The sequence below is a fragment of the Clostridium sp. UBA7791 genome, assembly GCF_002480755.1.
In the GTDB taxonomy this organism is placed as follows: domain Bacteria; phylum Bacillota; class Clostridia; order Clostridiales; family Clostridiaceae; genus Clostridium_J; species Clostridium_J sulfidigenes.
Genome location: NZ_DLCT01000005.1, coordinates 24,186 through 37,535 on the forward strand (window position 1 = coordinate 24,186; position 13,350 = coordinate 37,535).

The 13,350-nt window shown below is 29.2% G+C and carries 12 protein-coding genes; 9 read left to right on the forward strand and 3 right to left on the reverse strand.

Going from position 1 to position 13,350, the window contains the following annotated elements; translation table 11 throughout:
- The first annotated feature begins 107 nt into the window (after window positions 1–107).
- From B3Z56_RS05690 to B3Z56_RS05710, 5 genes are all read left to right on the forward strand, one after another.
- Window positions 108–893: an ABC transporter ATP-binding protein gene (locus tag B3Z56_RS05690; RefSeq protein WP_346877680.1), complete on the forward strand. Its 786-nt coding sequence runs from the start codon at window positions 108–110 to the stop codon at window positions 891–893.
- 2 nt (window positions 894–895) lie between these two features.
- On the forward strand, window positions 896–2,554 hold the full coding sequence (locus B3Z56_RS05695) for a hypothetical protein (RefSeq protein ID WP_346878412.1): 1,659 nt from the start codon (window positions 896–898) through the stop codon (window positions 2,552–2,554).
- Window positions 2,555–2,630: 76 nt separating this feature from the next.
- Window positions 2,631–3,440, forward strand: coding sequence for a MerR family transcriptional regulator (locus B3Z56_RS05700; RefSeq protein ID WP_346878413.1), 810 nt, complete (start codon window positions 2,631–2,633; stop codon window positions 3,438–3,440).
- Window positions 3,441–3,814: 374 nt separating this feature from the next.
- Window positions 3,815–4,348 carry an NUDIX hydrolase gene (locus B3Z56_RS05705; protein ID WP_346878414.1) on the forward strand — a complete coding sequence of 178 codons (534 nt, stop codon included), beginning with the start codon at window positions 3,815–3,817 and terminating at the stop codon, window positions 4,346–4,348.
- 151 nt (window positions 4,349–4,499) lie between these two features.
- Window positions 4,500–5,555, forward strand: a complete 1,056-nt coding sequence (locus B3Z56_RS05710; RefSeq protein ID WP_346878415.1) for a spermidine/putrescine ABC transporter substrate-binding protein — start codon at window positions 4,500–4,502, stop codon at window positions 5,553–5,555.
- 118 nt (window positions 5,556–5,673) lie between these two features.
- On the opposite strand, the gene B3Z56_RS05715 is transcribed toward B3Z56_RS05710, so the two are convergent.
- The 3 genes from B3Z56_RS05715 to B3Z56_RS05725 form a co-directional block, all read right to left on the reverse strand.
- Window positions 5,674–6,717 carry an ABC transporter substrate-binding protein gene (locus B3Z56_RS05715; protein WP_346877685.1) on the reverse strand — a complete coding sequence of 348 codons (1,044 nt, stop codon included), beginning with the start codon at window positions 6,715–6,717 and terminating at the stop codon, window positions 5,674–5,676.
- Window positions 6,718–6,791: 74 nt separating this feature from the next.
- Entirely contained in the window at window positions 6,792–7,565 is a 774-nt protein-coding gene (locus B3Z56_RS05720; protein WP_346878958.1) for an ABC transporter ATP-binding protein, read from the reverse strand.
- Window positions 7,566–7,574: 9 nt separating this feature from the next.
- The gene (locus tag B3Z56_RS05725; RefSeq protein ID WP_414632836.1) at window positions 7,575–8,669 is read right to left on the reverse strand and encodes a FecCD family ABC transporter permease; all 1,095 of its coding nucleotides are present in this window, start codon (window positions 8,667–8,669) and stop codon (window positions 7,575–7,577) included.
- A gap of 180 nt (window positions 8,670–8,849) precedes the next feature.
- Here B3Z56_RS05725 and B3Z56_RS05730 point away from each other — a divergent pair, with 180 nt between their 5' ends.
- The 4 genes from B3Z56_RS05730 (at window position 8,850) to B3Z56_RS05745 (ending at window position 13,268) form a co-directional block, all read left to right on the forward strand.
- Window positions 8,850–9,653 carry an AraC family transcriptional regulator gene (locus B3Z56_RS05730; protein WP_346878416.1) on the forward strand — a complete coding sequence of 268 codons (804 nt, stop codon included), beginning with the start codon at window positions 8,850–8,852 and terminating at the stop codon, window positions 9,651–9,653.
- A 5-nt stretch (window positions 9,654–9,658) separates the two neighbouring features.
- Complete coding sequence (locus B3Z56_RS05735) at window positions 9,659–10,396, forward strand: alpha/beta hydrolase (protein ID WP_346877688.1); 738 nt, start codon at window positions 9,659–9,661, stop codon at window positions 10,394–10,396.
- Between the two features lie 412 nt (window positions 10,397–10,808).
- Window positions 10,809–11,132, forward strand: coding sequence for a DUF2325 domain-containing protein (locus B3Z56_RS05740; RefSeq protein ID WP_346878417.1), 324 nt, complete (start codon window positions 10,809–10,811; stop codon window positions 11,130–11,132).
- Window positions 11,133–11,282: 150 nt separating this feature from the next.
- Window positions 11,283–13,268: an aminopeptidase gene (locus B3Z56_RS05745; RefSeq protein WP_346878418.1), complete on the forward strand. Its 1,986-nt coding sequence runs from the start codon at window positions 11,283–11,285 to the stop codon at window positions 13,266–13,268.
- Window positions 13,269–13,350 lie beyond the last annotated feature (82 nt).

Genomic DNA, 13,350 nt, shown 5'->3' on the forward strand with positions numbered 1-13,350 from the left:
CTTGGCTAACTCAAAATATACTTTCTATCTTTGACTTATTATTTATTTTCAGATGCCTAAACAAAATATTAATTTTGCACATGTTGTGTTTTGAGGTGGAAAAGCTTATGGAGAATTTAGAGAGTATAATATCAATTAAAGATCTTAAAATGAACTTTGGAGATAAACGTGTCTTAAATGGAATAAATTTAGAGATACAGAGAGGACAAATAATAGGATATATAGGAACTAATGGTGCTGGTAAGAGTACAACTATAAAAATAATGCTTGGTATAATAGAAGGCTATACAGGACAGGTAAAAATATTAGGACAAGATATAAGTAATGGAAGTGTAGAGTACAAGAAGAAAATTGGATATGTTCCAGAGCTTGCTGATATATATGAAAATTTAACTGCATTTGAATATATAAGCTTTTTAGGTGGAGTATATGGCATAGATCAAGATACCCTTATTAAAAAAGCAAAAAAGCTTATGAAGTTATTTACAATTGAAGGAGCTATAAACTCAAGAATATCTTCATATTCAAAAGGAATGAAGCAAAAGCTACTAATAATATGTAGTTTAATTCATAATCCAGATATATTATTTTTTGATGAGCCTTTAAGTGGACTAGATGCTAATAGTGTAATGATATTTAAAGAAGTTATGAGTAGTCTTGCAAAGGAAGGAAAAACTATATTTTATTCTTCACACATAATGGATGTTGTGGAGAAGGTAAGTGATAGAATTGTACTTATTGATAATGGAACAATAGCTGCAGATGGAAGTTTTGAGGAGCTTAAAAATAGTGAAAAGGAAAGCTCTTTAGAAGAAGTATTCAATGAATTAACAGGATTTAATGAACATGGACAAATTGCTAAAGAGTTTGTGTCTTTAGTTCAAGAGGTATAACTATGAATGAATTTACCATATTAAGACTATTAGATAAATTTAAAGCCCTGTATAAAAAAGCTGGTGTTAATTATGATATTATGCGAATGATTTTGCAAATAAAATTAACTATGGATGGACGCAGAGTAAGTACTGTTTTGACAAATAATAATAAGTCTTCCGAAAATAAAGATAAGAATAATTATAAGCAACTACTTCTTTTTAACGGATTTTTAAGCATTTTTATTGGAATGTTAATGTTAGCTGATATGCCAGCTTTAAAAAATATAAATATTATTATAGGTGTAAATCTATTTATGATGGTATCACTTATGATATCAGATTTTTCAGCTGTTTTATTAGATGTAAAGGAAAAAAACATACTATTACCAAAGCCTGTAAATAGTAGAACCTTTAATGCGGCAAAGCTTACTCATATATGTATGTATCTACTTGGTATATCTTTGTCTCTTAATTTAATGCCTTTAATTTTTGGAACAGTAAAATATGGAGTGATATTTTTACCAATATTTTTTTTGGAAAATATACTAATAGCTTTATTAGTTGTAGTAATAACAGCATTTTTATATACTTTAGTTTTAAAGTTCTTTGATGGAGAAAAGCTAAAGGATATTATAAATTACTTTCAAATATTATTAGCATTTTTATTTACTTTTGGGTATCAGTTATTTAATAGATTTTTTACTACTATAGATATTACGGCTATCTATGTACCTAAGCTTTGGCATAGTTTAGTTCCATCTATGTGGTTTGCAGCTCCTTTTGGAATATTAATAGATGGAAATAGAAATCCTTTTTTAATATTTTTATCTGTAATGGCAATATTAGCTCCAGTAATACTAATTATCCTTTATGTTAAGAAGGTAGTACCATATTTTGAAAAGAACCTTCAAAAACTAAATGATAATGGGGGAGTTATAAGAGGTGGAGATAAAATAAGAAAAGATTTTATAGCGGGAATAATTTGCAAAGATAAAGTTGAAAAAAGCATGTTTACATTTACTAAAAATATGATATCTACAGAAAGAAACTTTAAACTTAAGGTATATCCTTCTCTTTCAATGGCTGTATTTATGCCAGTTTTATTTATTTTTACAGATAGAGATAAATCCTTTATTGAAACTATTCAAACAAGCTATGGTGGAAAAGTACATTTATTAATGTATTTAACTGTATTAATGCTATGCTTCTGCACTGCTTATATAAACAATAGTGATAATTATAAAGGTGCATTTATATATAAGGTATTACCAATAAAAGATCCAGGAGTAATATTAAAAGGAGCAATAAAAGGAACCTTATTTAAATTAGTTATACCAGTTTATTTATTTACGGCTATAGTGTTTTTAATATTAAAGGGACCATCAATAATCTTAGACTTAATTGTAATGTTTTTAGTCCTTTTAATATCATCATTAGTTTATTTTAAACTATCAAATAAGATGATGCCTTTTAGTGTGAAATTTGCTTCAACTGATAGTGGTAAGCTTATAGGCCCAGGGGCGATTACATTTGTGCTTATTGGGATATTTGCTGCAATACACATAATAATTAGAAATAATATTACCTTTATAGGAGCATTTATAGCAACTCTTTTTGTAATTAATATAATTATTTGGAAAATCAGCTTTAAAATAAGTTGGAAAGATATAGGGATATAATATTGACTCTCACATGGTGTTAGGCATTATTCTAAAGATGTCATTCGAATGGCAGTAATTTATAGGAGTTGATTTTATGTTCAAGATTGGAGATTTTTCTAAGTTGACCAGGGTATCTGTCCGTATGCTCAGATATTATGATGAAGTTGGACTTTTTAAGCCTTCTAAAATTGATGACTTCACAGGTTATAGATATTATTCGGCAAAACAGATTTCAGATATTAACCTAATAGTATCATTGAGAGATATGGGTTTTAATGTGGCTGATATAGCAGTATGTATGAAGGAAAAGTCTGAGGAAAAGCTAGAAGATATTTTAAAAGTGAAAGGTGAAGAAATTAAGGATAATATAAGAGCTGAGGAAATAAGACTTGAAAAAATCAACTTCGCCATTAAGGATATGAAAAAGGAGAGGGTTAATATGAGTTACAATGTTACATTAAAATCAATACCTAGTTACAAGGTTATTTCTTTGAGGGATACTATACCAGCTTATAATGCAGAAGGCATGCTTTGGGAAAGGTTAGATAAATACATTGTATCAAAAAACATTCATTGCAACGACATTGCTTATGCTACTTATCACGATGAGGACTATAAAGAAGGTGAAGTTGATGTAGAGGTAGTAATGGGCGTTGACAAGCTTATTGAGAATGAAAATGAGTTTATATTCAAGGAAACTGAAGTAGTGGAGAAAGCTGTTAGTATATTAGTTCCAGGAGATTATTCTAATTTAGCACCAGCATACAACTTTTTAGGAAATTGGATTGAGGAAAATGGATATAGTATAGTTGGAAATCCACGCCAAGTTGCTATAAAAGGACCTTGGAATGAAGGGAATAAAGAGGATTATTTGAGTGAAATACAGATACCAGTAAAAAAATAAAGAAGCTTAAAAAAATGGCTGTACATGATGATTTAGTTATCATTATGTGCAGCCACTTTATTTAAATTAGAAAAAATTTAGAAGCCTTTAATAATTTGTGGATATAAATTGTTTTTGACTAAAAAGTCTACGTTATGCCAATTACAGTGAATCGTATCATAAGTAAGCCTCCAAATCTTTGATTTAGTTAGGCGAACTTACTCAGCGAACGAAGTGAGTCGAGTTTCCTTTAAGACCAAGTACAATTTCTAGCCTTAGGCATTGATATGACTTAACTAGGGCTGTTATTATACGTGAAAATACTGTAACATAAGTAATGAGATATAATAAACTTATCAGTAGATATAATAATATATATTATGGGAGGTATGAATATGGAACTTTGGGATGTATATGATATTAATCGAAATAAAACAAATGAAACTATGGTTCGAGGTGAACCTATTGAAAAAAATAATTATCATTTAGTTGTGCATGTATGTGTTTTTAATTCAGATGGTGAGATGCTAATTCAACAGAGACAACCTTTCAAAGAAGGTTGGTCAAATATGTGGGATATAACAGTAGGTGGAAGTGCTATAAAAGGTGATACAAGCCAATCAGCAGCTGAAAGGGAATTGTTTGAGGAAATTGGGTTAAGAGTAGATTTTAAAAATATTAGACCTCATATTACCATGAACTTTAACAATGGATTTGATGATATTTATTTAATTGAACAAGATGTTGATATCGATGAACTATCATTGCAGTATGAAGAAGTTCAGAAAGTGAAGTGGGCGTCTAAAGAAGAGATATTTTCAATGATAGATAGTGGTGAATTTATACCATATTATCAGAGTTTGATACAACTATTTTTTGATGCTCGAAAAAAATATGGTACTGTCAATGAAAATAAGTATACTCTGTAACTTAGCACATTCCAATATTTTTTCTTAGGGCTATTAGATGAATTAAATAATAAATACTATACAATTAGACATATATTTAAAATAATGTTATAATCCGAAAGAATATTTAGGATTTAAATAATATATAAAATCATGTGGGAGGAAGTGTAGTATGAAAAAATTATTTAAATTATTGAGCCTATCAACATGTCTTTTAATGATGTTGGTGGTTTTTGCAGGTTGTAGTAAAGATTCTTCTAAAGAAATAAGCTTTTTCAATTATGGTGAAAATATAGATGAAGAAACTGTAAAAGAATTTGAGAATGAATATGGCATAAAGGTTAATGTAGAAACCTTTGATGATATGGAAACTATGTATCAAAAAATTAGTCAGGGCGGTGTGAACTATGATGTTATATTAGTATCTGATGTTTTAATGCCTAGAATGATAAAAAGTAAGTTTGTTCAAGAATTAAATAAAGATAATATACCTAATATATCTCAAATGGATGAAGCCTATTTAAATCTAGAAATAGATCCAGGTAATAAATATTCAGTTCCTTATATGTTTGGAACAGTAGGACTTATTTATAATAAAGATGTAGTAAAAGAAGAAGTGGATAGCTTCGATATATTATGGGATGAAAAGTATAAAGATAAGATTTTTATGTTTGATACCTATAGAGACACCATAGGAGTGGCTTTAAAGAAACTTGGATATTCTTTAAATTCAACTGATCCAAAAGAAATTGAAGAAGCTAAAGAGCTACTATTAAATCAAAGGAAATTAGTTAATCCAATATATGGGATTGATAATGGAACTGTAATGATTCCAGCAGGAGAGTCTGATATAAACATGATTTGGTCTGGAGAGGGATTAAATCTTCAAGCTGAATACACTAATTTAGTTTATGTAGTACCTAAGGAAGGGGCAAACTTCTGGATTGATAGTTTATGCATACCTTATAATGCTAAAAATGTTGATGGCGCTGAAAAGTTCATAAACTTTGTAAGTGATAAGGAAAGTGCATTAAGAATAGCTGATGAAATAGGGTATACAACTCCTAATAAAGAAGCAAGACTTGAACAACCAGAGGAAGTTAGAAATAATCCTAATGCATATATGACTAAAGAAATAATGGATAGATGTGAAATCTATGTTGATTTTCCTAGTGATGTGAAAAAGGTATATGATGATGCATGGATACGCATAAAATCAAGTAATTAGAAATCATCTATAGTATTATATAATAATAAAAAAGAGAATAGATAAATTTGTGTTTATACAAACCTATTTATTCTATAATAAAAATGCTTAGTGAGTCAACACTAAGCATTTTTACATTTTAGTTTTTAAAAATATCGGGATAGAAGTCTTTAGCTAATTTTTCTAAGCAATCGAAGGTTCTGTAGCCATATCCCATAAGTTCAGTGTATTCAACAGAAACGATATTTTTATTCTTTATAGCTTCAACACTTTGAAGTGTAGGTTCGGCTAATAGCCTATCTACGGCATCAACATCTACTGAAGCATTTTTATTTGCTGTTACATAAACAATATGGTCAGGGTTAGAAGAAATTATATTTTCTAATGATATAGAACCCCCTTTTTCAATAACGTTATCCGAATTTAACACATTTAACATTTCCTTTTGTAATGAAGCATTAGCACCATAAGCAGTAAAGGATTCTCCATTATAATTAACTATTAGCATAACCTTTTTTCTTTCACTAGTGGTTGGAACTTTTGATTTAATGTTATCAAATGAATTCTGAAGTGAATCAGCTAATTTATTACCTTTATCTTGAACATCGAACATAGTACCTACGTTCCTAACATCTTGAATAATTGTGTCTAAAGAAATATGGGCATTCATTTTACTTGCCAATTGAACGTAAGTATTAATACCAACTTCATTTAAACTTGGTATTGAACCATATCTATCATCTTTAAATGAAGCAGATCTTCCGATTACTAAATCTGCACCTGAGCCAACAACAACTTCTTTAGCAACATCACCTTTGTTAGCAATTGCAGGTATAGATTCGTAGTCTGCTTTTAAATTTTCTAACATAGGAGTATCTAAGTCACCTGTTCCAATTATAGAATCCTTTAACCCTAAAGTTAAAAGTAGTTCAGTTGAAGTTTGATTATTAGTTATAACTTTCTTTGGAGCTTCATTAAAAGTCTGTTTGTACACATTTCCTTCAGAATCAAAAGCATCAAAGGTTATTGGATAAGTTGTTTTATTAGTTGATGCAGCTGTAGAAGTGCTAGTTTGCTCTTGCTTTGATGGTGAGTCTACATTTTCAGTTTTATTACTGCAGCCTACAAAGACTACAGCAGATAGAGCTAATGATGTAAGTAAAAGTAAAGTTTTTTTATTCATGATAATTCTCCTCTCGATTTTCATATTAAAAGTTTTAATTTTTATATAATAGAATAATTAGTTATAGTTTTTGTTTAATGTAATGATGGTGGTAAGTATTCAATAGAAAGCTTTTTAGTAGCTGGATTTATGTGAACAATAGATTCAACATCATATACTTCTTTAATTGTTTTTTCTGTTATAACTTCATTTGGAATCCCGTTATACACAATAACTCCATCTTTCAAAACATAAAGTTCATCACAAAATTGAGAAGCTAATGTTAAATCATGCAAAGCAGCTAAAACACATATATTTAAATTTTTAACTATTGACATAACTTCTAGTTGATACTTTATATCTAGATGATTAGTGGGCTCATCTAAAATTAATATTTTAGGATTTTGAGTTATTGCTCTAGCCAATATAACCCTTTGCTTTTCACCTCCAGATAATAGGCTGAAGTTTTTTTGAGCAAAATCTATCATTCCAACTTGAGATAAAGCTTTAAGTGCCATATCATAATCATTTTTATTATCTTGCTCTAATAAACCTCTATAAGGAGCCCTACCCATTAGAACTATATCTATAACTTTAAAATCAAAGTTAATATTATTAAATTGACTAACCACTCCAAGAGTTTTAGCAAGAGATTTTTTGTTGTAATTTTTTATATCCTTATCAGATATAAAAACATCTCCAAAGGTTGGCTTTATTACACCATAAACAGCTTTCAATAATGTTGATTTCCCACTCCCATTTGGACCTATTAAGCCTATGAACTTATTACTTGTAACTGCTAAATCAATTCCTTTTACAATTTCTTTTTTCGATAAATTGACCTTTAATTCTTTAATTTTCAAATCCATTATAATCACCTACTTATCTCCATATCCGAAGCCTTTTCTCAATAAAATGTAAACAAAGAATGGTGCTCCAACTAAACCAGTAATAATACCAATGGATAATTCGGCATTAGGGATGATTATTCTAGCAAAAACATCAGCCCAAATTAAGAATATAGAACCTAAAAGTATTGAAGTTGGGATTAGTCTTTTATGATCAGACCCAACTATAGATCTTGAAATATGGGGGATTATTAATCCTACAAAGCCTATAATCCCGCAATTAGCTACTAAAATACCTGTTAGTAATGATGTGATTATCATATAAATTTTTCTGTATAAATTTAAATTAAGCCCTAAAGTCATTGAGGCTTCATCACCCATTAACATTAAGTTTAAAGTTCTTCCTTGAGTTAAGAAAAATAAACAACATATAGTTACAGCTAAAATTACAAAACCTATATTTTGCCACTTAGCAGTTGCCAAAGAACCCATTGTCCAGAATTTTACCGTTTGCATACCTTCAGCATTACTAGCAATAGAAATTATAAAATTAGATAAAGATGTACATAATGCACTGACTACAGTTCCCGAAAGGACTAATTTGGAAGATGACATTTTATTTCCCATTGAGGATAATACCAATACCAGGATAGAGGCACTTAAAGCACCTAAAAATGCCCAAAGTGATACACTGCTTATGGAAAAGAGACTAAATGAGCCCAATCCTAACATTATAGAGAAGGTTGCACCTAGTGATGCACCAGAAGAAATTCCTAAAATATATGGCTCAGCTAGAGGGTTTTGAACAGTTGCCTGCATTATTGTTCCGCATACAGCAAGTCCAGCTCCAACAACAATTGCAAGTAAAACTCTAGGCATTCTAATTAACCAAATAACATTATAAGTAGATATATTACTTACTTTGGCAGCATCACCTAAGGATAATCCAAATAGTTCATTTAAGATTATGCTATAGGATACAGAAGGTTTTATTCTAAGTGAACCAAAGGATACTGATAAAATTACAGAAATAAATAATAATATAATTAAGCCTAAGATAAATAAATTGAAGGATTTTTTTATCTTTTGGTTTTTCTCATAAGAAGCATTTAAAATATCTTTCACATTTAACATCCTTTCTTGAACTCCTACTAAAAATGAGGTAAACTTATTCTAGAGAATTAAATGATAATAATTATCAATTTCATTAACTATTATAATATAGAAAAAATCGTAATAGAATATACTAAAATAAAAACATGGACAATTATTTAAAGTTATATGTATTGAAAGGAGCCTATTTACTTGAAAAATGTTAATAAAGGTGATTTATTAAAAGAATTTAGAAAAAATACTTTTGAAGTTTTTAGAATAGAAAGGTTTATCAAGAATTCTATGTCATCGAAAAATGGTTATACAACTAATCTCTCAGCATTCATTTTTACTATAAGAGGAAGAGCCCAAATAGAGTTTGATAATGAGGTCTATATTGCTGAAAGAGGAAAGGTGATTCATGGATGTAAAAATAAAAACATATCCTTTAAGGTTTTAGGAGATGAAGAATTTGAATATATGAATATCTATTATATGGCAGATAAATGTATTAAGCCTGATTCTTATATGAATTCAACCTTCGAATTTGACGTAATAAATTATGACGAGATATTGAAATCCTTGTATGAGCTTAAAGAAATATCTTCAAAACAACAATTAACATCAAAAGTAAATCTTCAAATACAAACCTCATTATTTTTAAGAGAACTCTTTACTGATCATAACTACAAAAAGGGATTAAGTGAAAAAGATTTTACCATAGATGTAAGTGAATTTATTTCACAAAACTATATGGAAGAGATTACATTAGGCACGCTTTCAGAAAAATATGGAGAGAAAGCTAATAGAATATCATACTTATTCAATAAGTATTTAAATATTCGTCCCATAGATTATTTAATCCAATGCAGAATGACTGCTGCATTCAAGTTATTAAATGAAGGTTTTGCAGTAAAGGAAGTTTCAAAAAAGATTGGCTATAATGATGAATTCTATTTTAGTAGGTTATTTAAAAAAAATTTTGGAGTTACTCCAAGCAAGTTAAAGAAAGGGTAGAAGATATGCGAGGAAGAATTTTAACGAGGACAGTTTTTGATAGAGAGATTTTCATGTATTTACCATGGGAGTATGATATATCTGATAAAAAATATCCTGTAGTTTATGTTCATGATGGTGATAAATTTAGAAAGTTTTTAGGTGGAATAATTGATGAAATAGAAGATAAATTTGAAAATAAATCTTTAGAGGAACATATAATAATTGGAATTACACCTTTTGACAGATTAAATGAATATACCCCTTGGGCAGCAGAATCTAACCATGAAAGATTTCATCCATTTGAGGGCATGGGGGATGAATACTTAGAATTTTTAATAAGCGATTTACAAACCTATATTGAAAAAGAGTTTAGAGTAAGCAGTAATAAGAATGATAGAAAAATTATGGGACATTCTCTTGGAGCTTTGATTTCTTTATATTCAGTTTTCAAAAATGATAATTATAGTAAGGTAGCAAGTATATGTGCATCTCAATGGTATGATGGATGGATTAAATTTATTCAGGAAGAAATTTTAGTAAATGATGATTTTAGACTTATTATTATTGCTGGAAGAAAGGAGGGACATAGCAAGACTACAATTCAGAAGGACATGCCTAAGTTTTCTAGTATGTCCTATGGAATATTTAAGAAACATATAGGAGAAGAAAATGTAGAAATGGTTTGGGATGATTATGACCACCACGAAAATATATTAAATAGAAATAAAATTGCTTTGGAATTTTTAATGAGAAAAGATTAATTAGTTTGATAATTACAAGAAGGAATTTTTGTATTTCATTGCAACTTGATAATGTTAGGATAAGAACTTTATACTAAAGTTATATTGACACAACATAGCTTTAGTAGTAAACTGAAAGATAAGTTAATTGATGCTAACTTATCTTTTTACAGTTAAGTAAGCAATGGCTAACTCACTTTCTTAAAGGTAGTTAAGTATTTACCTAATTTTATTTTAGTAGTAGGTAAGCCGAAGCTAACTATATAACTATTTAAGTATGTAAATAGTTAACATCATAAATATGCAAAATTAAAATACTTAGACATTTTAAAATTTCTTATTATAACATCTTAATATTTTAAAATTCTAGAAGTACATAGCTATATATACATAAGAGCTTATATAAATAATATAAATTTTAGGAGGTAAAGAAATGAGTATAGTAATAATTGGTGGTCATGATAGGATGGTTTCTGAATATAAAAAGATATGCGATAAATATAATTGTAAGGCTAAGGTGTTTACACAAATGCCAGGTCGCTTTAAATCTCAAATAGGATGTCCAGATTTATTAGTAATGTTTACTAACACAGTATCTCATAAAATGGTTAATGCAGCTATGCAAGAGGCAGCAAGAAAGAATATCAGTATAGCAAAATCTCATAGTAGTAGCTCTAGCTCTTTAAAGAGTATATTAGAAACTCATTGTTTAAATTGTTATGGGGATTGCGAAAACTGCACTAAACATAGTAATTAAATATAAAGTTAAATTAAGGAAACATTTTTGGGGTAGAGTTTAATCTTTTAGCACTTTACCCCGATAACAAAAATCGCCTAAAGTATTGTATTAATTTTCTGAATATGATACGTTTTTGTTATGGATATTTTTAGAAGGGTGGGGGATGAAATGAGGAACATATGTAATCTTAATGGAGTAAAAGAAATATATTTAATAAATACTCAGGGGAAAAATTATTTAACTTTCTTTAAGACAATGGGGGAAAAACTATATTCAATATGTAGTTTAGAAGAAAAGTTAAATGATGAGTATTTTCAAAAGAAAGACTTTGATGAACTTTTAAAAGAAAATCATGAAATTTATAATGATTTACTAGGTGACAACTATAAAACAAGTTACGGCAACCCAGACTATGCAGTGAAAGAGCTAGGAAAAGAAATGGGCCAAATAGCTACATATTTATATAATAGGTTAAATGAATGTATATCTTTAGTATTTTCTCATAAGACTGAGAAGATAGAAAAGTTACTACAGCTATTTACAGATGCCTATGCTTACGTAGTTAAAAATGGTGATAATGCTAATGGTTTAATGGAGCTTATAAGGGATTTTGAAGTTAGCATTTTAGACATGGAAGCTGAGGAAAAGGTTAATAATATAGCTTTAGATACTAAGGGTTATTACAGAGCTATAGTTGATGAAGCAAATGCAGAAGATTTAAGATACTTATTTAAGTACGGAAAATATATAACTGATAATGAAATAAAGACAGCTAAATTTTTGTCTACCTATGAAGATGTAAACAAGATTGCATATACCATGGTTAAAGGATATATGGATAGCTTTATAAGAGAAAAGAAGGATTACACTATTAAGTCTACAGTTAGACTAATATACTTTGTTGGTCAAGAGGCTATTGTTAAAGAGGTTATAAAGGAGTTTGGTAAATACAACTTAACCCCTGTCCTTGCAATGGTAGAATCTACTGAAGCAAATAAACAGTTTACTTATGATCATAGATTTGATAATGCTTTATTCTTCAGTAAAAACTATGCAGAAGTTAAAGAAGAAAGATTTACAGCTACCTTTGAAAGATTTAAAGAAGGTTTAGGAAAGTATTCAGGAATTGCAGTTATTGAAAGCTTTGGAGAGGTTCCGTTTGCACCTGAAAGCAAGAATACAGCTTTAAAATTAAGTGAAGAACAAAGTAAGGTTTACCAAAATGCAACGGTAAGACTTAGAACTATTCAAGATAAGTACATGCCATCTAAGGAAACAACCTTTACTATTATAGCTTTCCCTAGTCCAGAAATAGGAGAAAATTTTGAGGAAATCTTTGCTGATACTATGAAGATAAATACTCTTGATTCAGACAAGTGGGAAAGAATCCAAAATGATATTATTGGGGCTTTAGATAAGGGTGAGTTTATCCATGTTAAGGGCTGCAATGGAAATAGAACAGATATAAAGGTTAAAATGCAGGAGATCAACAATCCAGAAAAGGAAACAAACTTTGAAAACTGTATTGCCACTGTAAATATACCGGTTGGAGAGGTATTTACATCTCCAATGTTAAAAGGAACAAATGGACTTCTACATCTAGAAGAAATCTTCCTAGATGGCCTTAAATATATAAACTTAGAACTTTTATTTAAGGATGGATATATTGCTGAATATAACTGTTCTAATTTTGATGAAGAATCTAAAAATAAAAAGTATGTAGAGGAAAATCTGTTGTTCCCAAATAAAACTTTACCTCTTGGTGAGTTTGCAATAGGTACAAACACCTTAGCATATGTTATAGCGCAGAAGCATAATATAGTACCTATACTTCCTATCCTTATTGGAGAAAAGATGGGACCACACTTTGCAGTGGGTGATACTTGTTATTCTTATAGTGAAGATGAAAGAGTTTATAATGCTTTTGATGGAAAAGAAATAATTGCTAAGGATAATGAAAAATCTATTCTTAGAAAAACGGATATAGAGAGTGCATATACTCAATGTCATACAGATATAACTATACCTTACGATAGCTTAGAGTTTATAAATGCTATAACAAAGGATGGGGAAGTTATTGAAGTAATTAAAAATGGTAGATTTATTCTAAAGGGCACTGAGGAATTAAATGAACCTTTCAATGGAGAGGCTTAATAAACAGAGTTCTTAGCTTCTTCGAAGCTTAGAAATCGTTATCCAGGGACGTAGCTGCTCTTTATTCCTACTTTAAAAAAGA

Bases quoted from the DNA above. Each gene is read 5' to 3' on its own strand.
- B3Z56_RS05715 (WP_346877685.1), bottom strand. From the start codon at position 6,717: ATGAATAAAAAAACTTTACTTTTACTTACATCATTAGCTCTATCTGCT.
- B3Z56_RS05735 (WP_346877688.1), top strand. From the start codon at position 9,659: ATGCGAGGAAGAATTTTAACGAGGACAGTTTTTGATAGAGAGATTTTC.
- B3Z56_RS05695 (WP_346878412.1), top strand. From the start codon at position 896: ATGAATGAATTTACCATATTAAGACTATTAGATAAATTTAAAGCCCTG.
- B3Z56_RS05745 (WP_346878418.1), top strand. From the start codon at position 11,283: ATGAGGAACATATGTAATCTTAATGGAGTAAAAGAAATATATTTAATA.
- B3Z56_RS05690 (WP_346877680.1), top strand. From the start codon at position 108: ATGGAGAATTTAGAGAGTATAATATCAATTAAAGATCTTAAAATGAAC.
- B3Z56_RS05710 (WP_346878415.1), top strand. From the start codon at position 4,500: ATGAAAAAATTATTTAAATTATTGAGCCTATCAACATGTCTTTTAATG.
- B3Z56_RS05705 (WP_346878414.1), top strand. From the start codon at position 3,815: ATGGAACTTTGGGATGTATATGATATTAATCGAAATAAAACAAATGAA.
- B3Z56_RS05740 (WP_346878417.1), top strand. From the start codon at position 10,809: ATGAGTATAGTAATAATTGGTGGTCATGATAGGATGGTTTCTGAATAT.
- B3Z56_RS05700 (WP_346878413.1), top strand. From the start codon at position 2,631: ATGTTCAAGATTGGAGATTTTTCTAAGTTGACCAGGGTATCTGTCCGT.
- B3Z56_RS05720 (WP_346878958.1), bottom strand. From the start codon at position 7,565: ATGGATTTGAAAATTAAAGAATTAAAGGTCAATTTATCGAAAAAAGAA.